The following is a 23,744-nucleotide window of genomic DNA, read 5'->3' as shown; positions in this document are numbered from 1 at the left end:
CTCCATGGCCTCCTTCGTGGAATTAGGCCGGCTCCCACAAGCTAGCCGGGTTGTTTCTCGCTTGGCTGATCATCGTCATGGAAGCCGGCCAGATGTTGAACCAGCTGGGCGGGCGTCGGACTTGTGCCATGCTTTACATAGTAGCTGGCTACGGCGTTGCCGGTCTGCAGGCTCTCTTTGACGCCGAGTCCGAGCAGCTGCCCCGAGCAGTAGCCGGCATTGAAATGGTCGCCGCTGCCTGTGAGGATGACCGGCTCCTCAATGGCATAGCTGTCTGCTTGAAACAATTTGTCGCCGCTCCAGGCGAACGCCCCGTCCTTTACATGCACGACAAGCTGATCGACTCCCGCGTATTCATAAAGCTGCCGCGCCGCATGCGCCATGTCCTGCTCGTCCTGGTCAAGCAGCTTGCGGCCTGCTGTCGCCAATTCGTTCTCGTTCATGCTGAGCACAACGTTGCAATGACGCTTGAATGCCTTCAGGAGCGAGAAGGCTCGGCGAAGATCGGCCTCGCTTTTTTTAGAGCAGTCGGACAAGTCGATGAAGATCGTCTTCTCCGAGGCGTTCCGGGCGTTCGGGATAATCTCATTCAGAAAGCCCTCCCAAATCTGAGAGGCATGCTTCGTCTCGCTCCAATTCAACAAGCAGATCAGCGGATTGCTGTCGAACCAGGAGAGGAGCCGCTCCTTCCCGACGCATTGGACCAATCTGTCCCAGTCCATGGAATCCAGGCAGCTGACATCGGCCAGCATGACCTTCCCGTCCCGGAATTCTATCGCCGTGGAGAAGCCTGGATCCGTCACGGAAATCGCTTCATGGACCGTTCCGGTCAGCTCCGAAAATTGCGGCTTTATTCCTTCGCTGCCCAGCGCCCCGATGCTCGTAAGCCGGAAGCCGAGCCTCCCTAAGGCGAGAGCCATGATCGGCATGTTGCCGCCAAGCTTGTTCGTTTGCTCCACCAGCTCGATCGAGCAGTTTTTGCCGCTCTTCTCCACTAAATAGTGCCCGAACTCGCTCATGGTTTCGAAAAAGCGGGCTTGATCCTCCTCGTCACGTCGCCTCACCGCGCGAACGACGCTGTCGATGAAACCGTCAAATCCGAGCATTACCCCGAACCGCTCTGCCTTCTTATACTTGATCGCGATTTGTTCGGCTATTGGCTGCAAGCTTGCATCAGTCCTTCCTTGCCTTGACGGCCGCCTCGCTGTCCAGCAGCAAGCAGCCGTTCGGATGCTTCCGAACGAGGCTCGCCGGCAGCTGTTCACTGATCTCCTCGTTCACGATGCGCTCGACGATGTCGGCTTTGTGGGAGCCACTGACCATGAGGACCACGCTCCTCGACTCGGCGAGATGCTTCAATCCAAGCGTGACGCCGGTCCGAAGCCTCATGGGCTTGGAGAAATATTTCTGGCCGACCTGTTGGGTCACCTCATCCAAATTCGCCACATGAGCATACGTATCGAACGAAGTCCCCGGCTCGTTGAAGCCAATATGCCCGTTCATTCCCGCTCCTACGAGCATGAAGTCAATGCCGCCGAGCGTTTGGATCCGCCGATTCATGGCTTGGCATTCTCCGGCCAAATCCTCCGAGCAAGCATCGAACATATAGAGCTGGCCTTCGGGAATTTGCAGCGGCTCAAAAATCTCTTCATAAAGTAATCGCTTACAACTGCCTTCGTCCTCGCGCCTAAGTCCGGCCCACTCATCCAGTCCGACAAACCGGCATTTCGACAAGTCGACCTTTCCTTCTTTGGCCATCGAGACCAGCTTCCGAAAAGCGCCTACTGGCGTAGCTCCGGCTGCCAGACATAATACCGCGTCGGGCTTGTCTGACACGCACTTCGCAATCCATTCGCTTGCCCTCTCCGAAAGAGCTTCATAATCGGATTCGATGATCGTCTGCATCGGCACCACCTCTGGCTCATGATTTAATTAACTAACTTTATTAATTATAATAAGTTGCCTCTACGGCCCCGTCAACCCCTATCGGTAGGCCAAACGAAAGCTCCCGAACCGTCACAAGGACGGGTTCGGGAGCTTGTACATTTCTGGGGTGGTGCGGTCAAGAGGACTTGAACCTCCACGTCATTGCTGACACTAGAACCTGAATCTAGCGCGTCTGCCAATTCCGCCATGACCGCATAACCAACGAAAAATAATATACCATGATTCGAAGTTCACGGTCAAGCTATTTTATGATTTTTATAAAAAAGAAGGACCGGCTCCATGGCCGGTCCTTCTGCTTTGCTCCGAGCCTGCCTTATACAGCCCTTACTTCCATTCCTTGATTTCGAACAGCCGATAGAGCACGGCTGCGGCTTGCGCCCGGCTCGACAATCCGAGCGGGTCGAAGACGCCTCCGCCCATTCCGTTCATCAAGCCCGCCTGCTCCACGGCGGCTGCCGCTTCCTTCGCATAACCGGCAATCTTGTCTTGGTCCGCGAAGGAAGGGGCGGCGGCATTCGCCGGCGCGAGCACGTCCAGCTTCATGGAGCGGGAAGCGCGGTACAGCATGACCGCCATATCCTGCCGGCTGATCGGATCGCCGATCCCGATCGTGCCGTCCTTCTTCCCTTCGACGATGCCCGCCTTCTGGGCGGACGCGATGGCCTCATAATACCAGGCGCCTTTTTTCGCATCGGAGAACGTAGCGGCCGCCGCCGGGTCCGTCAGGTCGAACAGCCGGACGAGCATCGTAATGAACTGCGCCCGGGTCAGCCGTCCGTTCGGATCGAAGGCTTCGCCGCCGACGCCGGTTACCGCTTCGCGGGCCGCCAGCGCTTCGATATACGGCTTGGCCCATCCTGCCTCGTTCAAGTCGCGGAAGGTGAGGTCGGCATAGCCAGGGAAATAAAGGCTGAAATGCCGGGGGCTGAACGAAATCATGCCTGTGGCCGGGTCGTATTTGGCGTTTTTGACGACCTCGAGCTCGCCGTTATCGGCGATGTAGTAGATGACGGCCTGCTCCGGCTGCTCGCCAGCGCGGAGCGTGTACGGAACCGTCACCGTCACTTCGCGGGCATCGAAGGCGCCGACCGGCCGGCCATCCAGCGTCAAGCCGAAGTCATAGATCGTCGCGTCCGCCGGCACGTTCCCGCTTGCGGCCGCAGGCAGCTCGGACGCCGCCTTCCGGCCGACCGACAGCTGCAGCTTCGCGCTGTCCGCCGCATTCTGCTTCGCGAACCAGCTCCGATCCAGCGAGACGACGGCCAGGCCGCTATCAATCGTCAAGCGTTCCACATTCGAAGCCATGGCGCTGCGGATCGGACCGAGCGGCATGACGAGCTCGACCTGCTTCGTCGCCGGATCGGAGACGAGCTTGATCGTCAAGTCATGCTCCTCCAGCTTGCCGATCGCGCTTTGCAGACGTTCCGCATCCAGCTCGACACGAGCGGTTCCCGCTGCATTCGGCGCTGCCTTGACGCTGATGCCCGAGCCGCTGATGACCGGATCGTTCCCGGCATCCGCGGGGCCGGGAGCAGGGCTGCCGCCGCCGCTACTTCCGTTGCCGCCGCTGTCGCCGTTGCCGCTGTTGCCGCCCCCGCCGCTGACGATCTGCGTGCTCGTCCGCACGCCCGGCGCATAGTCGGTCCACCGGTCTCCGTCTTGGCCGACCTTGACGGCATTCAGCGAGAAGGCTCCGCTGCCCGCCTCTTTAGCGGTGAACTTCACCTTGCCGAGCACGAGGTCGCCGCTGTCGCCCGCCGCATGCCCCAGCTTCGTATAGACCGCACGGAGCTGGCCTTCGTCCAGCAGCTCCGGGTTGACGACCGCGCTGAACCCGTTCAGGCCCGTCGCGAACGAAGACGCGCTGACGCTCCACAGGGCGGCGTCGAACGACAGATTCAGCTCGAAGGCCGTCCACGCTTGCGCGCCTCGCACTCCGATCTCGACCTCTACCTGGTCTCCGACCGCCACGCTCGACTTCGACGAGCTCACATAAAACGCAGGCTCATCGCTTGCTGCTGCCGGCGAGACCGGCAGCAGCAAGAAGATCAGCAGGAGAGACAGACTCCATGTCCATCGATTTGTTCTCAATGATTTCGACTTCCTCTCTTCCGATTCGCTCCGGCTTTAGCTCAAAATAATAAGCTTGGCCAACTCGCGCAGATCCTTGATGTCGATGACGCTGTCGCCATTCAGATCCGCCGCCTTGACGCTGCTCCAGTCGGCGTCCGCGGCTTTTTTGCCGTAACGGGCCGCCGCCAGGCTCAGATCCTCGATCCCGACGCGTCCGTCTCCGTTCAGATCGCCCGCAACAGGAACGCTCGGAACGTTTTTCAGCGCCTCGAATGCCTCTACGGCTTCATTCAGCGCGATCAAAGCCTGCTGCACGGCTTCCGTCTCGGCCGTATCGTCGTTCAGCACAACGCTTGCCTGATCGATCGCCGCCTGCAGCGCCGCCTTGGCGCCTGCCGGGTATTGGCCGTCCAGATCGCCCTCCGTCGCCGCGTCATGCCGCGCTTGCGCATCTGCGACCGCAGCGGCCAGCGATGTCTTCGACACCGCCAACAGGACGTAGCTGTACGTAGCGCCATTTGCAGCCGGCGCTTCCAGACCCGTGCCGTCGGCAAGAATGACATCCGACGTGTATACGCTGCCGGTCACCGTCTGCTCCAGCGCCTTCGCCTTGAACTGCAGCTTAAGCTGCCCGACGTCGGCATCCGGCGTCTGCGTTCCGCCGGCATCGACGGTCGTAACCCGGACCTGACCCGGCGCCTCTTCCGTTTCCAGCTGGAAGACGTACCCCGGCTTCAGCGGCTCCGCCTGGATGAACTCCAGCTTCGCCGGATCGTAGTTAATGGTGTACTCCTTGGCGTATACGCTGTCGGTGACCGAACGAAGTCCAAACGCGACCTCGAACGTCTGATTGGACACCACGTTCGCCGGCCCCGTCAACGACAGCACGGTATCGTCCAGTCCTTCGCGATCCGCCTCGACGGTGTAGCTCGCTTCCAGAATGCCGCTCGTCACGCCGTTTACGATCGCGATCGCCTTCAGCGTGCTCATGCCGACCGGCAGCTCGATCGCCCCTGCATACGGCGTGCTGGACAAGGTCGGCGTGCTGCCGTCCAGCGTGTAGTACAGCAGCGCATCCTCGACGGCGTGGGACAGCTTCACCGATTGCGGGTAGCTGTACGTGCCCGATGCGAGATCGGCGCTCGGCGGCGCCAGCGTGTACGGATCCGCCGAGTTGGCGTATACCTGAACCTCGACAAGCCCGCTTCCCCATCCGTTGCTGAGGGCGTTGTTGTTGACGCGGCGAACCTCGTTTACTTTCAGCTTCACGTACCGGTAATGGCCGCTCAGCGTATCCGAGTTGAAGCCGGCCCACATATTCGTGCCGTTGTTCACCAGCTCCGTCCAGTCGGCATTGTCATTGGAGGCCAGGATTTGGTAACGATGATACATCTCCGAGCCATTATACAGCCGGTAGGCGACGTCGATCCGCGACAGATCATAGATCGCGCCCAGATCGATCGTGTATTCGTACGGAGCCGCCAGCTCGAAGAAGCTGCTGGAATCGCCCGACGTATGCAGGTTGAAAGCGTAGCCGTCGTTCGCCTTCTCGATGCCCGCGGCGTTGCTGCCGGTGATCGTGGCGCTTTTACCTTGCGAGACGAGATACGCCTGCGGCATCTGCACGCCGCCGGTGGCCGCATTCAGCTTCCAGCCCGTCGTGTATTTCATGGAAGCCGTATGCTGCTCGGCCTCGAACTCGATCGGCAGCCATACGTAACGCGAGTCGGACAGCTGGCTCGAGCGCCATTTGTCGCCCATGTAGACGTAGGTCCGGGTGCCGTCCGCGCCGGTCAGCTTCATGATGTTGGTCGGCTGGCTGTAGTACGTGCTGTTGTTCCCGAACGCATATTTCTCGATGATTTTTCCGTTTTCCCTGACCGGCGTCCAGCCGTGCGGATCGCGGAGATCGGCACTGTAGCTGATCGTTCCTTGGTTCGGCATCCAGCCGGACTGCCCGGATGACGCCATATAGTAGCCGTCGTCCGTCCGCACGACTGCCGGAGCTTCGCGGCCGACATCTTCATAGAAGCTGTACGATTCAAAATCGGCCGCTTTCGATGCAGGATCGCTGAATTCATAGGTGGTGAAGTCCACGTCGGTATAGTCTTCGTTCAGCCGGTGGACCCGCATGGAATGTCCTTCCGCCGACATCAGGTAAGCCGTGCCGTCGTCATCGGCGAACACGGTGAAGTCGCGCGAAAGATAGCCCATTTGCGATTCGTCCTGCTGAACGGAAGCCGGAATCGCGACCTTCACGCCTCCGGTTTTGAAATATTCCGCATCGCTGTAATTGTTGGCGCCGCTGCGCCAGTTGCGCAGCGTGCCGCCCGGACGCCAATGTCCGAGGAACGTATACGGACCTTCCGGACTATCCGCCGTCGCCACCGCGATCTGGCTGCTGGCGTAGCTGTCCGCCGTCTCCCAGTGGCCGTACAGCACGTATTTTTGCGTCTTTTCGTTGAAAAGCAGCTTCGGCCGCTCCCACTTGTTGCCGATCAAGCCCAATTCCGCCCCCGGCACCGTAGCCGAGAACGAGTTCAGAATGTCGCCCTCGTTCGTCCAGTTGACCAGATCGCGCGAGGAATACAGCGACACGGCATGGAAGTTCGCCTGGTTATGGATTTTATTCTCGCCTACCCAATAGTAGATCGGGTTGCCGTCCGCAGCGGTCTGCTGCAGGAATCCGCCGCCGTGAGCCTGGATCGGGTTGCCTTCGGTATCGTACCAGAGCTCGCCGACCGGCACGCCTGCCGCCGCATAGTCCACGACCTGGTCCGGATGGACGTTCTGAGCCCAGGTGAAGGCCTCGTCGAGCTGCTGCAGCGCCCGGTCAATCGTCCACTGCGTAGCGGAAGAATCGTTCAGCACCGCCTCTGCTTTTCGAAGCGCCTCCGTGATGGTTTTCCAGCTTCCGTTCGTATACGCGCCCCGCTCCGTGTCTTTATGCGCTTCGTACTGGGCCTGCAGCGCCGTCTTGTCGAGATGCGGCGTACCGTAGACGGACAATTCGATGATGCCGTCCGCCCAGATCGCGCGGTTGCCGTTGTGTACGTTGATGATATCGCTCACGGTCAGCCGCACATAGCGATAAAGCGATTCACTGGAAATCGGATTGGCCACGTAGCCGACGACGTTGTTTTGCGAGCCGTCAGCCAGCATCGTCCAATTCGCATTGTCCATGCTGCCTTCCAGCTTGTAGCGATACGCCGTATCCGAGCCGCCGACCTCGCGGGTGGTGAAGTTGATCTCGGAAAGCTGCGACGCCTGCGCCAGATCAATCACGATGTTGTACCCCACGGCCTTATGCTGCACGAGCGGCGACGAGGCAAAATCCGCTCCGTCCGTCACGGCAGCGGCGTCGAGCCCTTCGGAATCGACCGCTTTTTTTCCGAGCGAGAGCAGCTGCCCGGATTGGACCGGAATCATGCCATAGGCCGGATCGTAGTCCAGCTGATGGAACCAGTCCGCGGTGGCGATGCCCTCGTGGAACACCATCGGGAACAGCCGCGAATAGGTGCCCATCGGGTCCCTGAACGCGCCAGGATATTGATCGCCCCAGTGGTAGCCGTTCAGCGCGAACGTTTTTTGTCCGCCCATACCGGTCCAGATGCGGGTACCGTTCGCCTGCGTGGCGAAGGAGGAGCCGTTGGCGATCGGCCGCAGCGGCGTCCAATCTCCGTCCAGCGATGTCGCAGAGGCATACTCCGCCTGGCTCGGATACCAGCCGTTCGCCGTCGAGCCGAAGAAGTAATAGCGTCCGTCATGCTTGATGACAGTCGGAGACTCCTTGTGCTTGCCGACGAATACCGTGTTCACCAGAGCCTCCGGCTGCTCCCAGCTGTCGTTCAGCCGGACGATCCCGATGTCGCTGTTCGTACGCGTAGCGAACAGGATATAAGCCGTGTCGTCATCGTCGACGAATAGCGCCATGTCGCGCGAGTCCATGTCGAACGGGCGCCCCCGGAACGTCGCCGCAAAGTCGGTCCCGCCTGGGGTGACCGAGGCGATGAACAGCTTCGCCTGCTGGTAGCCGCTGCTTCCTTCCTCATGAGCGGTGAAGACGACTTTGCCGTCAGGATGCAGCGTGTAGCCGGCTCCCTCCGTCCGCATGTCCTCGAACGAGCCGAGCAGGCGCTTGTTGCCGTAGGAAAGCCCGTCGGCGCTCGTCAGCTCGTAGATTCCCGTCGTGACGATGCCGGTGCCCTCGTCCTTCGACGATTCGTAGACGTAATCGTACCAGGTGTTGCCCGACTTGACGCCATGCGCCATGCCGGCTGCAAGGCTGTCCGCGCCGGTCGTATTGATCTTCTTGCGCGTGATCGCCGCAGCGTCATAGCCGAACGTGCGCACCGCATTCGTGCTCGCCTCCGCGATCGTCGCGCCGGCAGCGATCGCCTTGACCGTGTACGTATAGTCTTGATCCGTCTCGAGTCCGTACTCGTCCGCGACATCGCCGTAAGTCCGGCTGATGAGCCGGTCTCCGCGATAGACTTCGTAGTAGTCCGCTCCCGTAACCGCCGGCCAGGAGATCTTCGCGTTTACGACCTCGGACTGTCCGTCAAGCCGGAAGCCGGTCGCGGTCGCCGACCAGTCGCTGCCGTAGAAGTCCGCGCTGGCAATCGCGCTGCTTTTCCCGTCCGCGGAGATGGCGACGGCTTTGACCGTCGTTTTCCCGTGGATCGGGATCGGTCCCGCATACTTCGGGCTTATCGCAGTAGGTGTCGAGCCGTCCGTCGTATAGTGGATGTATTGGGCCCCAGCCGGATGCGAGATCGTGACCGGAGCGTAAGCCTGTCCCTCGGACGGCGAGAAGGTCGGAGGAGTGCTGGTCAGCCGGTTCTCAAGCAGCTCTTGCTCGCTTAGAGCCCTATTGAACAGCTTGAAGTTGTCGATCAGGCCCGCGAAATATTCGCCGCCGCCCCAGTTGCCCTTCCCGATCTGAAGAATGCCTCCCGATCCGCCCAGAATGGTCGACATCGGATAAGGGCTCGCAACCGTCGACTTGAGCGCGCCGTCGACGAACAGCTTCGTTTCCGTCGTCGTAATGACGACGTCCACATGCTTCCAATTCGTTCCCGTTCCCGCTTCTGCCGTTTGCGGGCGGGAGCCGTTGTTGTTGAACCGCTCGGCGGCGACGAAGCCTGGCCGGTCCAGGATTCCTATGTAATGCTCGGCCAAATATGTCTGCACCGTCGAATTAGGCGCGGCAAAAAACGCCCAGGTGCTGCCGTTGTTCGGCTTGCTGTCGTAGGAGACGGTCATTTCGTTCAGGCCGGCCAGCAGCGGCGTGCCGTCTTTCTTGGTCAAATCAAGCCAGAAGCTGCTGCTGAGCTTGGCCGCCTTGCCGCCTCCTTCATAGGAGTCCTCATAGCTGGCTGTGCCGTGAACCGTCGTTTTCGCCGCGCTGCCCTGCAGCCCGCCGTCAGCAGCGTCGAAGTTGAAGTCGGCCAAAATCGACTCGTCGCTGCCGTCGGTCGAGTCACCGGCCGCCCAGACGCTTTGAAGAGGCAAAAGCATGTTGAAAGCCAGGCATGCGATTAAAAGCAGCAATCCTGGCCTTCTCCCCTTTGCTCTCCCCCTTCTTCCTGCATTTCGGGTCATTGATTTTCCTCCTTTGCTTGCACGAATCCGTTCCATCTAAACTCCAATGGAAAGCGGTTTCATGAATTCATGACGAATCATAAATCACTCATCCGCTATTTTTCTAGTGAACATATCGATCACTATTGGACATGTCGAGGATTTTGACGGTGAACAATATTGATCTTGCTGCATAAACAAGCCCTTCCCTGACCGTCCGCCCGTCAGTACCCGATCATCGGCACCGATTTCGGCAGCCTGCCATAAGGCATTGCCTCGCCGTTTTTGACCTGATACAGCACGCGCGAGGTTTCGCGAGCCGCCTCCATCAATTCCGGGTAAGGCTGCATGCAGATGTCCACCATGCCGATCTGATAATTCTCGCCGTCATACCTGCCCAGACAGAACTGATCGTTATATTGGAACCAGTGGGCGCCTACGCCATAAGGATGGGCCGCGACCTTCTCCACGAAATGCCTCCACATGACGCCTCGTTCCTCTTGATCGGGAACGCCCTTCAGTCCGGTCGCCGGCAGCCCTCGATCCAGCGCCCCGCAGTGGTACTCTCCGAGCAGGATCGGCAGGTCCACTCCCGCATGCTGGACAAAGTCCATGTCGCGAGTCGGGTCGAAATCATAACAGTTGATGGAGAATACGTCGAAGTACTCCCAGCCCTCCATCATGTCGAGATTGTAGGCTTTGGACCATCTGAGACCGAGGTTCAGGTGATTCGAGTCTACCGCTCTGCAGGCCAAGGACGGTACTTTGATATATTCGCGAATGAGATGAGCCGAAAACTTCCGAATATCCGGCTTTGATTTTGGATACGTCGTGGAGCAGCTATAGATCGGCTTTTCCAGTTCCGAAAAGCTCTCGAATGCGGAATCCCAGGCGAGATTCAGCTCCTCGATCGTCGTGTAAGCGCTTTTCAAAAAGGCGATGAGTCCCGACCGGCAATGCGTTTGCGCGGGATTATGCAAAACCTCGTCGGCAATGGCCAAGCCCTCCACGAAGTTGAACTCCGGTTCATTTCTCAAAAAATAACCGATCAGCCAAGGGTCGTCCTTCCACGCCGACAGCTGGCGCGCATACTGCTCGGCTTTCTCTTTGTACTCCGGCGAGAGGACATCCGGGAAATCCCTGAAAATGAGCGTGTCGGTCGTCGGGAAATTCGGCAGTTCTCGAACATAAGGCAGCCTTGTCCGACCGCTGGCCATGCCGAGACCGGGGAAATTGCCTTGCGAATTGATGCCGTTTTTCATCAGGATATGGTGGGAAATCTCCTCCCATTTCTCATGCCATCGCTCGCCATACGCTTTTTTCATATTCAATGCGGTGAAGCGGATGATTTTGAACGAATCGAGGGGCATGTAGGCCGCTCGCCTTGTCGTCCCGATTTTGTAAAATTCCCCGAAGTCCGGGTCGTCGGTCTCCGGAAGCCAGTCGCACAGGTCCTCGAAGCTGTCCACGCGGCACTGATCCCCCGGATTCGTCCCGCACGGGCCTAAGGAGAAATAATCGCAGCCGCTCGGGTCTACCAGATGCCATCTTCCGTCCTCGGACTTGAAGGTCGAGAAGTAGCCGTTGCCTTCCTTCAGCTGGCGGGTTCGGTCTCCTCCCCACTCGTTCCATTCGGGAAACGGGTACTCCGCCGGCCCTTCGTTCGCTTCCAGCCTTTCCTTCAGCTCGGCCAAGGAATGGATTTTGCCCGGCCAGTCCTTTCCTTTCCACTGGCCGAATTCATCCACGAGCTTTGTCCGAGGCAGCGGAAAATCGGTCGGCATCTGATCCGTCAGATGAAAATGCTCGAACCGGACGCGGACATCATGAAAGGCCTTTTCCATGCCGAGCTCGAAGCGCTCCACGCTGCTCAGCTCGGTGCGCTGCCCATGCACGACCAGCTTCAGCGTACCCGGCGTACGGTTCGTAAAAATGGTCCTATTGTCAAGCAAGTGAAGATCCAAGCAAATCCTGGTCTTGAAGCGCGGCAGCAGACCGAAACGCATAAAAATCCGTTCCTGGTCTTCTCCGGGCAAGAAGCAGCGAAACATCATCGCAACGGAATGGTCCTCCAGCACTTCGATGTCGCCGACAAGATATCGTTTGCCCGCTTCTTTGACTTGTTCGATCGTAATTCCGCCGCCGTCCGCGCCAAGGACAACCTCGCAGCCATCCGGGCTGCAAGCGGCCATCTCCGCCTCTCTGGCGACCGAATTCGTAAAATCGATTTTCATGGCTCGACCTCCGCATGAAGCATAGTTTGTACGCCAGCCTTCAGCTTAAAAGTCCATCTTGGAAATGAACGATCCGTTTTTCACGGGCAGACAAATAGGCTCCTTCCAGCAATGAAACCGTATGCAAATTATCGTAGGCGCTGTTCGAGGCCTCTTCTCCGGTTTCAATCCATTCCAGCAACTGATTCAATCCATCAAACACCGCTTCTTCAATCGGCATGGCGTACTTCCAGGTTTGAACGGGGATCGGGTTCCAATTAGGCTGACCGGAAGGATCGGGCTTGAGCAAGTGAATCTCATTGCCCGTGGGCCTTAATGCGGCTTCGCTTCCCAACACCACAAGGTCATCCCGGCAGAACGCGCTGGAAAAGCTTTGGGAGAAATTCGCATGCACGCCGTTGTCGAACACGATCTGTACCGTCGCATCGGTTTCGCCGATGCAATCAATCGCCTCCGAGCTATAGGACGTACAGTAGATGGAGCTTGCATCGGCATCGGCCATTCTTCGCATCCCGTCAAACCAATGAATCGACATGACGGACATCGCATGTCGTTCGGTATGGATTCTCCAGCCTGTATCTTGACGAAAGAATAAGGACGAAAAATGAATTCCTTCCAGCTTCCCTATCGCCCCCTCTTTGATCAGTCCCCGGATAAATTCGAATTTGTGGTGCTTTCGGAAGTTTTGGTTGACGGACACGGGAACCTTCAACCGCTTGCCTTGTTCCGCGATCGACTTTGCTTCCTCAAGCGTGTCGGCGAAAGGCTTTTCGACAAAAACCGGAATTCCTGCTTCAAGCAGCGGCGTGATGACGCTTTCACGGATCGTCGAAGGGGTGCAGACGACAGCAGCCTCGATGCCTGCTTCCTTGATCATCGTTTCCACATCCGTGTACCGGTTCGGAATATTAAATTCATCGGCTCGTTCTTGAACATTCGACTCGCTCGGATCGCAAATGGCAACGACCTCAATCCGTTCCGGATGAGCGGAGTAGCCTTTCAAATGCATTCGCGTCACTGCTCCTGCGCCCACAAAACCTACCTTGAACTTCTTCATCGGGCTCACGCTCCTAATCCTAGTTTCATGAACTTGAGGCATTCTTTCATTCCGGTCGCAATTTCCCCGCCGCTTTCCTCGTCTGCGGAGATCCAGCCGGAGTAACGGATATCCTGAATGGCTTGAAACACGGGGGAGAAATCAATCTCTCCGTGCCCTAATATCTCAAAATGACCTTTGGCAAAATCTTTCATATGGAAATTCGTTATAAAGGGAGCAAACGTGCGAATGACCTCCGCGATATCGTCTACACCCGATTTGACTAGATGAGCGGTATCGATCGTCAATCCGACATGAGCGGGATCCTTGATCCTGTCAAAAAAGAGATCAAAGTCCTCCCGATGCATGAGCGGCTGGTCATAATGGTGGTGCAAGGAGAGCCGCAGGCCATGCTGCTCCGCCTCTTTGCCCATTTCTTCAAAAACGGCGGCGAATGTCGCGATGTTCTCGTTCGTCACTTGCTGCCTCGGCACCGCATGGCAATAAACGATCATCTCTGAATCAACATGCGCAGCAAACTTATACACCTGGCGCAATTGCTCTTTGCTGTCATCGTTTACTAGAGTGCCCCCCGCGATGAGCGCAGCAGCGATGCCGGCGGGTTGTCCCCAACGGCTCCTGAATGATTCAGGCTCAAGCAAATAAGGAGTGTACTGACTCGGCTTCAGCTGCAGCCCGCTATAGCCGGCCTTTTGATAGCCGTGAACGAGCAGCTGTTCCTCCTCGGAGGTTGCCGTAGGCCTTGAAAAGGCAAAGTTGTACGTCATGCGTCCTTTCCTCCCTTCCTGATCGGCTTCATCGGCCTCACAGCCGTGTTCCGTTTACTCTCCGATAGTCTGCCTGTCTACCGACGAATAGGCGATGATCATTTTGCATGGCTCCCAGCTCGTTACTTTGGCGTGATGCGGCACGCCTTGCGGAATCCGAAGCGCCATGCCCGGCTTCAAATGAACGATTTCATCTCCCAACGAATGGTCGCATTCCCCGGACAATACATAAATGATTTCTTCGCAGTTCGGATGGATATGACGTCCATTCTCCTGCCCCGCTTCAATGTACACCACGCCGAACGTCATTTGACCGTCCGGATCAATTTCTTTGCCATACAACCAGGCGATTTTGCCCCATCCCATGTCGAGCACATGCTTCTCTTCGTTCAAATCCGATGGCTGGATCATTCGGCACTCTCCTCTTTTGCAGCTGGCAGGATGTGAAGTTGAATCTGTGTTTATGATAATTCAACATGGTTGAATTATCAACAACTTTATTGAATGAACTTCTCCGGAGTTTAGTTTATGATATGATGATGGAAGCGAACGTCGATAAGGAGAGAGAATCCATGAATATCGGAAGCCGAATCCGGTACATCCGACAGGAACAAAAACGAACTCAAGAGGAAATCGCCAAGTCATGCGGATTTACGAAAAGCCTTTTATCCAAAATTGAAAATGGACAATCCAATCCGCCTGTATCGACGCTGATCAAGATCGCTGCCTCGCTTGGAGTTCGAGTGTCCGATCTGCTGGAGGAACAAAGCGCTCAAACGACAGTATACAATAGCGTCAAGCAATACGAGGACCAAGAGAAATGGGTGGAGACGAATAAAGGCTATTCCTTTTTCGCTTTTGCGAGCGAAAGAAGGGACAAGCTGATTCAGCCCTATTTGATTACGGCCAAAAAAGGGAACGTCAAGCAGCATGGGTTTACGCATGAAGGAGAAGAGTTCATTTATATGATCAAGGGAGAAATGAACTATCAAGTCGGCGCTACTCAATACACCATGCTGCCTGGAGATTCGATCTATTTCAATTCGCTAGAGAAGCATCTGCTGATTCCGATTACCGACGAGGTCACCTATCTCGCGATTTTCACTCAAAAAACGGACGACAAGAAGTAGCCTTTCCTTTCCAAACGGATGGAATATGGGGAGCCTAGCTAGGCCAAAAAAAGAGGGGCATTTCTCGGGGTTACGACGCCGCCGAGAAATGCCCCTGCTTCATGACTCTCTGACTAAACGCCAAATTTCCTTAAATGATGGTCCAGATGTTTATAAACCCCTATCCCCCATTGCTCGGGCGTGAATTTCCCAAAGAAAGGATGCGGATGAGAGGAACATTTCTCCGGACCATTCCTTTGGAAAACGACAATCATTTGCTTCAGCTTTTCCTTTTCCGTCTCAAAATCTCTCTCATCTGCAATCCGTATCGTTGGAATGGTCGACATATTGTGCGGTGCCGGCTTGTCATTATAAAAAATACGGTTTACGAACCTGCCAATCACTTTCCCCAGCCAGTATCTCGGGGGAAAGGAATTCCCCATCGGGATGTCTTGGAACGCCGAGCAGTGAGCCAGCATCTGAGCCGCATTCATCGTTCCCCACTGGGGCGCTGCATGCGGGCTTAACTTGTCGATCCGATTCAATATATTCGCTGAATGCACCGGGCTGTAGATGCTTTCCATGATTCCACCTCATTCATTTCTATAGGCTGGTTTACAGTATTTCACATTGTCCCGTATCTTGAAACAAAAAAATAAAAAAATCCCTTCCGAAAGGAAGGGGTCGATTGAAAGGATGGTGCGGTCAAGAGGACTTGAACCTCCACGTCATTGCTGACACTAGAACCTGAAACTTGCGCGCTAAAGGGAAGCAAGCGGAAGCTATGTTCCTTTAGAGGAACCAAAAAACCACGAAAAGCCTATAAAATCAAGGGGTTTCGGCGTTTCACGCCACCCTTCCCTAGTGCCACAAGGCGTCTCGTAAATTCATCAAAAAGTGACTGAAATTGCACGTTTGAGAGAACTCGGAGAGAACGATACTCGAATCAGCCCTGCTCCACTACCATCGACAAATTATAGCGGAGCAAGAAATTAAATACCTTTCTTGTGTAAGAAGCCTAATACAATCGCTTGATTAGGTTGTTTCCCTAGTTGACGATTCTTATATAAGAACTTTTCACTAAGTAACTACGATTCTTGTATTTTTACGCACATATGATAAAGCCGTGTATTTTTACCTGAACGATTATGCGTAGTTGTCATGAATCTTATATCAGAGTATGAATAATCTTTATCAGCATTTGTATCAGAAGAGACAAGCATTACTGGATATTCACGTGTTTTAACGTAGTTGCAATACCTATCCCAAAAAGACCCAAAATCTTTAACTTTAACATATGACAAACATACATTGAATGCATTTCCTGTTGTATCGTAAGAATATATCTTGTCAAGATGAACATCAAGATAATTAGTATTTAAGCTATCCAAATTAAGGGCTTCAATAATAGTAAAAGGCATTCTATCGTTTTCAACAAAAATATCAATTTCGCCAGATGATTTACCACTAGCAGAACTTCCGCGTCGAGTTTGGTCTTTTATGCGATATCCGTTTGTCTCCAGTAAATCTGTAATAAAGTCATTACGCTCATCTTCTGTAGTGCTAACGTAAAGCTTACGTGCTTGAAGTTTGATGCAAGCCAAGTAAAGATCACGAATAAATAAATCGGTTAGTGACTCTGTATTTTGTGGAGGCTTGAAGAAAATCTCGTTTGTAATATTTATCACTTTTATTGCATAAATATTTTTACCTTCAATACTAAGTGTACCAAATTCTATTATTGGTTGCTCAGCTAACAAACTGAGTGCCCGTTTAATAGGTTCATCTAATATGAACCCATTACTTATTCCATTAATAGAGTAATTATCTGTATTTTTGCTTACCCCGATTACAATGTAGCCATACCCCTCTGTCATGTTTGACAGAGCAGCAATAAACAAAGCCAAATTTTGCGGTCTGAATTCTACGTTTCTACAAATAAGATTTTTTGAATCAGGGGATTGTAGTAATTGCTTTACTTCATTAATGTCAATCATTTTTCTCTTATGCTCCTAAGTGGAATCTTGTTAACACCAGTCAGCTTTAATATTTTCCCAAATGTAATTTTTTGCGGCTCGCTCTTATCATCTTCAACCCATAATTCACAATCCTTTTCATAGTCAAGCATATCCAACTCAGTATCATAATATAATATTATTTGACCATAATCAGACGGTCGAGTAATTAAATATATTTCAGTACCGTGTTTTTTTATTACGAAGATAGTATTACTAATTCTGATTGGATCTGAAACGTCATATTCCGATTTTTTCTTATCTAAAAATTCAAGGATTTTATTCTTGGAGCGCTCAAGAATATCTTGGACATAGCTGAATAATTCTGAATTGCGTTTAGAATCATGAATAAATTCTGGGCCAAACACATTATTTGCCAGAGCACGATTTAAATCTTCTTCAGTTGAAATACCCCATTGTGCAAGAATTTCCATTGAAATCTCCACCGTTTTACTAGAACTACTTTCAACATTTGAGCGAGATAATATCTGCTCTAATTCTTGCACTCCAGAAACACCATATTTCTCTAATATGTCGTTGTATTCTTCAATTTTCGACATATTTTCAGCAATATCATTATCATTATAAAACCAATGTAAATTAGTTGATAATTCTTTGAAGCACTTTTTTACCTTTTCATTAGCCAAATTTTCTCTAAGCCAAAGATACGTTTTATTAAATACTTCTTTTACATCAATATCGTTGTGCCCAATGCTGTTTTTATTTTCTTTCACATACTGTGTGATTTTCTCGGAAATATTCTCTAGGTAGACAGTTCTATTTTCAGGCAGATCTAAAATAATGTCTTTTGATAACAATGTTTTACGTACATCATATCCAGCATATTTAGATGCATCTTTAAGGATTTCATCAATTTCACCTGAATCCAGTGATAATTCTGCTCTCATTTTGAAATTTCCATATTGATCAGGCAATATAGCAATCCGATCCAATAAACCATCTTGCTCATATTTCACCAAAATTCGAACGAAATTTGACACCCACATCATCGCCTCATGCTCACTGGCAAAATTAAAACTAGAGGCAAAGATTCTTATACTTTCATAGGAGCTTATGTCCTTGGTTATTTTTTCCCTCCAGAATTTCAATGCCAATTTTAATAGCTCTTGTGAATGTTTCGATACACTATTCCTTATCCAGGCATCTTTACCTTGTAATTCATAAACAAGATCTAAAAAGTCATTTTGTTCGCTATTCTGTTTAGCTTGAAGAGAAATAATGCTCTTATAAAAGTCTTCTGCTGAAGGATGTGATCTATGCAATTTTTTTAGAATCTCTGAGAAAACATCATCTAACGTGAGTTTTTTTAAATTAGCAAGGAACTCACTATTAATTTCTCTATCCAATAATTCAATTTTAAAATCGAAATTTAATACAGTAGATATGTCTTTATAAATTTCATCAATACCGCAATCAAGTGATACCTCATCTAAAGTACGAAATTCACCGTATTGATTTGGCAAAATACGTGGGCTTCTGCCAAGGTTGTTGGTATACAAATATTCATTAGAATAGAATAATGCTAATAATTCATTTAGCCAGTCAGTTACATTACCATTAAGATGTTTTGATAACTCACTAATATTTTCAAATGCTTCTACTCGGTTAATTAAATCTAATAAACCGTAATTTCGGCATTCTTCCCATAAAGAATTGTACCAACACTCTAATTCTTCACGCTTTGTAATCATATGGGGAATGAGTTTGCTTGATAGTGTCCATACTTTTGCCCTGAGAGTTTCATCTAAATCTTTTGGAATGAATACACCTGTACCGCCCCATTCATCTATAAGAGGCATTTTGCCAGCATTATGTGTAGAAATGAGAGGAATTTCTATGATATGAGACTTTAGTTTATTAATTATTTCTTGCTCAAACCACTCTTTAGATAGCCAATCCTTTGCAGGCTGTTCAGGGATTTTAGTAATGTTGTAGATTCCCTCATATTCTTTTTCTAAAAAGTAGTCCACTATCTTAACATAAAATAGTGAAGCTTCCATTAATATTTGCTTATTTTCAGCTATTTGTTTATGTACTTTATCCGTTAAATGTATTCCGTTTCGTGGTTCTGTTGGATTAAACTTAGGACTGTTTACTACAACAGGAAATGAAAAATCATTTGTTCCTAAGAGAGGAAAGTCGCAAAATATTTTGGGTAATTGAGTATCGTACTTTGTTGTAAAATTGTTACCTGCTTGCTGTTCGACTTCTACTGCAACAGATAAGTCATTCGTTCCCAAAACAAAAATATATCTATCTTTTGTCATCCCCTTTGTTGCAATTACAACATTTGTCACACTCGCATCTTCAAGCTCAGTTTCAATCATTCTGCCGCGGCTAATTTTTTGTATATATTGACCGCTTGTTACTGTGATTGAACCTATCTCTGGAACAAATGCAAATACGTAAGGTGCAGCAATAAGCAGATTCTTCAGACCTTTCTTTGCTGTTGACACTCCAGATTCGTCCAAAACATAGGTGAAGCAAGTATTGAAATCTTCGTCATTTATTGTTTTGTCAGTAGTTATGGTAGTATTCTTATCTAACTGCGAACAACTTTCTTGTATGGCACTAATTATTGATTGCTGATCCATACCAGATCGGTCTAAAATAACATTAAAAGAACATGGTGATTCACCAGCATCCTGCAGATATCCAGAAACCCTAACTTTTTCTGAAAGCAAGTGAGTAGTTAAAAAGCCTGTTCCAAATTTCCCAGTAGTCTTCTTATTTTTTTCATTAGTTATTGTGCGATCTTTTGTTGACACTTGTTCTATAAGAAAAACAATATTTTCTGTCGAGAACAGTTTACCATTATGTTTGAATTCAACAGTCTTATTGCCTTCGTCAAAGTTTATAATTATGTCAACCATCCCACTTGTGTTAACAACGTCTTTCGCATTTTGTATAAGTTCCCAGATCCATCTATAAGAGGTTGTCTCATCATTCTTCAATTTTAACTCAGTCAGCATATCAATTATTTTATTTGCAGCTTGTGTCTCTTGGGCTTTATTTCGTAAATTACGTATTTTCTGCGAAAACTCCATCATTTCACTATCACCTTCAACTATTCAATTGGATTATTGCTCACTGATTCAGAAATATTGTCAACCGGAATAAAACCATATCTCCCCACACCAATTACTTTGCTAAAGTGAATATAGTTCATGTTATCCTGTACTTCTTTAATAGGGTCTATATTTTCAAAAATGATTACCTGAACATCATTTCGAAGTTTAGATAAATTTTTGAAAAAGGCTTGCTTCATGTCTAACGATATATCTTCTTCACTACTGCTTAGTGTTGTTTGATTGAGTCTTTCTTTGTAAGTAGTTAACGGAGAATCTAAAATAATCAGCCCAGGATGCTTGAGTCCAATACTTCTTGTATATTTCATAATAGCAATAACAAAAGCAGCATTTAATATTGCCCGATAACCTTTTCCATGATTTTTTCTTTTCTTACCTGAAACAATTAACTCCTGATCATCATAATCTATGCTTACACTTGTTAAATCAGGGTAGTTCCATCCAGCAAGTAACTCTTTCACTTCTGTAGCAAAATCATCATAAATTTCTGTTGTTATTTCATTAACGAATTTCATCTTCTGATTCTTTTTAGACAACTCCCTCATAATATCTAACTGGCTAGTTTGATACTCAGCAATACGACGTTCATTAAGTTCAATTTCTTGAAAAATCTTTTTTATGTTCAACAAAGTATCCATTCTTTCTTTCGTTAATACTGCAACTGGCTTTAATTCACGCTGAATAATGACCTCAATTTCCTTAATTCGTTGACTTAAAAGTTTAACTTTTTCATTGTTTTCTTTATTCTCATTTTGTAGATTTGTTAATGTTTCTCTAAGATCAATTAGCTGAGCGTTAATTTTATTACTTTCCTCAGAACACGCAATTTGTAAATCCTCTAAGTAAAAATCATGATTATGCTCAGTAGTTTTTGAGTTGAAAGGATTATTGCAAACAGGGCAATTTGAATCAAATAATTGTGAGATATAGTGATCCCCTTCAATAAGAAATTGAAGTCGATCTAAATCAGAAAGATAGCTTTTTTCAAGCAATCTGAATCTTTCTAATAGTTCTTCAAGCATTAAAATTCTTGATTTTATTTCTTGTTCTTGAATCCATATTTCTTTCTTTTGTCCCATCCTAAGATTAATTTCTTTGCTATTATTTGATAATGTACTCATTAATTTCTCAATCTCTTTTGTTAGTTCATTGGCATCATAGTCCTGAATTTGTGCGCCTTTTTCTTTCAATTCCATTTTCAATTTCTGCAACAAAGAGCTTACAAACTCCAACTTTCCTTCGAGTCGGGTTCTGTATATCTTAGGGTCTTCTATCTCTTCTCCATGATTATCGTCTACGCCTGTTAGAATAGTCTTAAATGCAGACTGTTCAGTCGTTTTATTAGAGGGTATACCTGAAAAAATAGGCACTTCCTCTGATATAATTTTTTCCTCATTAAGCATCATTAGAGCAACAAGATTTCTAAAAGAAAAAGATACTTTGGTTCCTCTTGCATTTTTCCTTAAAAGCATATCTTTGATTCCCGTTAAGGATAAGAGAAATGTTGATATATTGTCCTTGTCATCCTTATCATGCTTAGCTTTCAGTTTCACACAATTCTGCAGAAATGAAATATCATCAATTTTTGACTCATAGACAAAAATTGATGAATCACCAATTTCACGCTTTAATGTATAGCTTTCTCCTTCGTATTTCTCAAGTTCAATAAAAATAGTTGAATACCCAATACTTTCATCTATTTCTTTTGGTTCATCTTTACCACCAAACATATAGTTTATTAATTGAAATATGTAAGTCTTCCCAGTATCAGAAGCACCTGAGATAACATTAAGCCCTTTTTTGAGTACGATACTAGCATTTCTCTTATTTTTTCCTGTAAGTCGGATTTCCGAAATAAAAAAACCCTCTGTATTCATTAGTTGTCCCCCCTTACGAAAGCTTCTTTTACAAATTCTCCACCCCAGCGATCAATATTTTTCATTATAAAATTTTTGAGTTCCACATCAGTATAATTAGAGAATTTGTCGATCAGTAATTTATTCACATCCAGAAGCCGTAGCATATAGTTAGACTCAAAATGTTGAAGAAACGCTTTAGAGTAAGGTGTTGCTCCATACAAAATTCCGCTTTTTCCATATTCGATGTTAATAAGCTTTTTGCTAATCATTAAGTGAAGCCCTTGGCTTACTAAATCTCGCTTTATCAGTATTTCACCAGATCGAGATGGTGTTGAAGGATGCAGACTCTCAAATTCTGGCTCAACATCACCATAATGTGTTAATAGATAATCCAAATAAATCAACCTTTGAATATCTATAGCTTTATTTTCTAATCCTGCTAAAATCACTAAGCATCGAAGTCCAGTTTCTAATGGAGTATTGAATAGGTAGGTTTCTCTACTTAATTTTACCTCGTTCATTTTCTCACCCAGTTCAGAATGTCATTGTTCGCCAGTTGATGGCAAATTCCACTTCTATCACTTCCATCAATGTAGCTAATTAGTACATTGCTTGTAATCTCCAATTTTCTAGCTTCTTTTATTGTTTCCTTAACACATACAAAGCCGTCAGCATGAGTATCCTCTGCAGTGTCTATTACTCCTCTATAAATTTCATCCTGCAACTTTTCAAAGGGCTCGTCATAAGGCAACTCATCTCTAGCAAATCTTCTAAGTGATTCTGCTTTATAATAGTCTTCCCGCTGTCTATTAAAATGTCGATGCAGCGAGCTGTAGCTTTTCAACTCCTCAACACCAGCAATCTTTTTTCCAAGGTGATCTGAATATGCTTCAAATAGTTGTGAAACATATCTTACTTCTTCCGGTTTTATTGAAGGCCCTGGGGCCTCCGACTGAGGTCTAGGCTTATTTAACCCACCACCAAAACGATATTTATAAAAAGGTGTGCTGCTGTACTGTTCTATCAATTTCTGAGGAGGACAGTGATTTATTATTGAAAAGTCAAACTTTTGGATATATTCCAGCAACTCATTAGTTAAAGAAACTTCACTTACATTCGTAATCTTTCTCTTGCATTTATCTTCCCAAGCTGAGATTAATCCAGCATTCAGACGAGTCGGATACTCGATTAATTCTGATAAAGAAGTTCCCAAACCACAAGAAGAAATCAAATAGTACTTTCTTGGAATTGTATATTCTTTAATAAACGTGTAGTAGCATAGTTTCCCCAATTCTAACCATACATCACTTGGATAAAGCGGATGGTCATAATGCTTACATTGATAATTATCCCAGACATGATTCGGGGAATCATTATTTACAAATGCAACTATATCCCTTCCCTTATCACCTGCCGAGCCTGAGCGATACACAGATGTATACTCTTTTTTCAAATATCCATCGACCCATTCACAAATCATATCCTCAAATTGATCTGCTGAAAATGTTCGCAATCTATCTATAGGGGGGATAGGCAACCCAAAAAGAATATCGTAATTATCCGGCTTTTGCGGTAATTTGAATGGTTTTAATTCACTTAGAGTAGTTTCCATATAATCACCTTTCAACAAGAAATGCTACTTCATTAGGATATTCTACATTTTCCAAGCATTTCCTCCCTTTTCCGCAAAAATGCTGGTCATTAACTCAACTTCCGCAGGGCGAAAATCGACTTTGATCCTTTTTGTTGGTAGGTTATTGGCGGTTAGATAGTCCAATTGCAAAATAGAAAAACACCGCTTTGTATGGCAATGTGAGAGTATCGAGCTACCACTGCCTGACCGAAAGGTGTCTTCCATCTTGATAACCGAGCAACCTGAATGTTTTACCAGATGATTGTTTTCAGCGGAGGCTAGCTTGTTCGGGAAAGCCCTATTACTCCACTGGGATACAGGATACAATTGAACCAGAACGTTATTCCACCAAAAATA

15 protein-coding genes and 1 tRNA gene are annotated in these 23,744 nt (G+C 49.0%); 1 reads left to right on the top strand and 15 read right to left on the bottom strand.

What is annotated here, in order from left to right; all coding sequences use genetic code 11:
• Positions 1-41: 41 nt before the first annotated feature.
• The 9 genes from GE073_RS10235 to GE073_RS10195 form a co-directional block, all read right to left on the bottom strand.
• Positions 42-1,265 carry a carbohydrate kinase family protein gene (locus GE073_RS10235; protein ID WP_153783404.1) on the bottom strand — a complete coding sequence of 408 codons (1,224 nt, stop codon included), beginning with the start codon at positions 1,263-1,265 and terminating at the stop codon, positions 42-44.
• On the bottom strand, positions 1,174-1,905 hold the full coding sequence (locus tag GE073_RS10230) for a 6-phosphogluconolactonase (protein ID WP_153783403.1): 732 nt from the start codon (positions 1,903-1,905) through the stop codon (positions 1,174-1,176). The genes GE073_RS10235 and GE073_RS10230 overlap by 92 nt, the downstream gene beginning before the upstream one ends.
• A gap of 149 nt (positions 1,906-2,054) precedes the next feature.
• Positions 2,055-2,141, bottom strand: a tRNA-Leu gene (locus tag GE073_RS10225).
• 130 nt (positions 2,142-2,271) lie between these two features.
• Positions 2,272-4,038 carry an S-layer homology domain-containing protein gene (locus tag GE073_RS10220; protein WP_153783402.1) on the bottom strand — a complete coding sequence of 589 codons (1,767 nt, stop codon included), beginning with the start codon at positions 4,036-4,038 and terminating at the stop codon, positions 2,272-2,274.
• A gap of 36 nt (positions 4,039-4,074) precedes the next feature.
• Positions 4,075-9,573: a chitobiase/beta-hexosaminidase C-terminal domain-containing protein gene (locus GE073_RS10215; RefSeq protein WP_228551420.1), complete on the bottom strand. Its 5,499-nt coding sequence runs from the start codon at positions 9,571-9,573 to the stop codon at positions 4,075-4,077.
• A gap of 254 nt (positions 9,574-9,827) precedes the next feature.
• Positions 9,828-11,795, bottom strand: a complete 1,968-nt coding sequence (locus GE073_RS10210; protein ID WP_194843337.1) for a beta-galactosidase — start codon at positions 11,793-11,795, stop codon at positions 9,828-9,830.
• Between the two features lie 82 nt (positions 11,796-11,877).
• Entirely contained in the window at positions 11,878-12,894 is a 1,017-nt protein-coding gene (locus GE073_RS10205; protein ID WP_153783399.1) for a Gfo/Idh/MocA family protein, read from the bottom strand.
• 5 nt (positions 12,895-12,899) lie between these two features.
• Positions 12,900-13,661: a sugar phosphate isomerase/epimerase family protein gene (locus tag GE073_RS10200; protein WP_153783398.1), complete on the bottom strand. Its 762-nt coding sequence runs from the start codon at positions 13,659-13,661 to the stop codon at positions 12,900-12,902.
• Positions 13,662-13,715: 54 nt separating this feature from the next.
• Complete coding sequence (locus tag GE073_RS10195; RefSeq protein WP_028599565.1) at positions 13,716-14,072, bottom strand: cupin domain-containing protein; 357 nt, start codon at positions 14,070-14,072, stop codon at positions 13,716-13,718.
• Between the two features lie 161 nt (positions 14,073-14,233).
• On the opposite strand from GE073_RS10195, the gene GE073_RS10190 reads away from it, so the two are divergent.
• On the top strand, positions 14,234-14,791 hold the full coding sequence (locus tag GE073_RS10190) for a helix-turn-helix domain-containing protein (protein ID WP_153783397.1): 558 nt from the start codon (positions 14,234-14,236) through the stop codon (positions 14,789-14,791).
• A 113-nt stretch (positions 14,792-14,904) separates the two neighbouring features.
• Here GE073_RS10190 and GE073_RS10185 read toward each other — a convergent pair whose 3' ends face one another.
• From GE073_RS10185 to GE073_RS10160, 6 genes are all read right to left on the bottom strand, one after another.
• A complete protein-coding gene (locus tag GE073_RS10185; RefSeq protein WP_153783396.1) occupies positions 14,905-15,354 on the bottom strand; it encodes a DUF1569 domain-containing protein in 450 nt (149 codons plus the stop codon).
• Between the two features lie 504 nt (positions 15,355-15,858).
• Positions 15,859-16,767: an AlbA family DNA-binding domain-containing protein gene (locus tag GE073_RS10180; RefSeq protein WP_021877435.1), complete on the bottom strand. Its 909-nt coding sequence runs from the start codon at positions 16,765-16,767 to the stop codon at positions 15,859-15,861.
• Positions 16,764-19,856 (bottom strand): sacsin N-terminal ATP-binding-like domain-containing protein, encoded by a 3,093-nt coding sequence (locus tag GE073_RS10175; protein ID WP_198156122.1) that lies wholly within the window; start codon positions 19,854-19,856, stop codon positions 16,764-16,766. Before GE073_RS10175 ends, GE073_RS10180 begins: the two co-directional genes overlap by 4 nt.
• Before the next feature lie 17 nt (positions 19,857-19,873).
• Positions 19,874-21,772: an SMC family protein gene (locus GE073_RS10170; protein ID WP_048744030.1), complete on the bottom strand. Its 1,899-nt coding sequence runs from the start codon at positions 21,770-21,772 to the stop codon at positions 19,874-19,876.
• Positions 21,772-22,275: an ABC-three component system middle component 2 gene (locus GE073_RS10165; RefSeq protein ID WP_069202419.1), complete on the bottom strand. Its 504-nt coding sequence runs from the start codon at positions 22,273-22,275 to the stop codon at positions 21,772-21,774. The genes GE073_RS10170 and GE073_RS10165 overlap by 1 nt, the downstream gene beginning before the upstream one ends.
• Positions 22,272-23,384 (bottom strand): ABC-three component system protein, encoded by a 1,113-nt coding sequence (locus GE073_RS10160; RefSeq protein WP_153783395.1) that lies wholly within the window; start codon positions 23,382-23,384, stop codon positions 22,272-22,274. The genes GE073_RS10165 and GE073_RS10160 overlap by 4 nt, the downstream gene beginning before the upstream one ends.
• Between the last annotated feature and the right edge of the window lie 360 nt (positions 23,385-23,744).

It is taken from the genome of Paenibacillus sp. B01 (genome assembly GCF_009649995.1).
Lineage (GTDB): Bacteria > Bacillota > Bacilli > Paenibacillales > Paenibacillaceae > Paenibacillus_O > Paenibacillus_O pasadenensis.
Note: the sequence above shows the minus strand (reverse complement) of the source record. Positions and strands in the feature narration are given on the sequence as shown.

Bases quoted from the DNA above. Each gene is read 5' to 3' on its own strand.
- GE073_RS10190 (WP_153783397.1), top strand. From the start codon at position 14,234: ATGAATATCGGAAGCCGAATCCGGTACATCCGACAGGAACAAAAACGA.
- GE073_RS10205 (WP_153783399.1), bottom strand. From the start codon at position 12,894: ATGAAGAAGTTCAAGGTAGGTTTTGTGGGCGCAGGAGCAGTGACGCGA.
- GE073_RS10175 (WP_198156122.1), bottom strand. From the start codon at position 19,856: ATGATGGAGTTTTCGCAGAAAATACGTAATTTACGAAATAAAGCCCAA.
- GE073_RS10200 (WP_153783398.1), bottom strand. From the start codon at position 13,661: ATGACGTACAACTTTGCCTTTTCAAGGCCTACGGCAACCTCCGAGGAG.
- GE073_RS10185 (WP_153783396.1), bottom strand. From the start codon at position 15,354: ATGGAAAGCATCTACAGCCCGGTGCATTCAGCGAATATATTGAATCGG.
- GE073_RS10170 (WP_048744030.1), bottom strand. From the start codon at position 21,772: ATGAATACAGAGGGTTTTTTTATTTCGGAAATCCGACTTACAGGAAAA.
- GE073_RS10165 (WP_069202419.1), bottom strand. From the start codon at position 22,275: ATGAACGAGGTAAAATTAAGTAGAGAAACCTACCTATTCAATACTCCA.
- GE073_RS10230 (WP_153783403.1), bottom strand. From the start codon at position 1,905: ATGCAGACGATCATCGAATCCGATTATGAAGCTCTTTCGGAGAGGGCA.
- GE073_RS10210 (WP_194843337.1), bottom strand. From the start codon at position 11,795: ATGGCCGCTTGCAGCCCGGATGGCTGCGAGGTTGTCCTTGGCGCGGAC.
- GE073_RS10180 (WP_021877435.1), bottom strand. From the start codon at position 16,767: ATGATTGACATTAATGAAGTAAAGCAATTACTACAATCCCCTGATTCA.
- GE073_RS10195 (WP_028599565.1), bottom strand. From the start codon at position 14,072: ATGATCCAGCCATCGGATTTGAACGAAGAGAAGCATGTGCTCGACATG.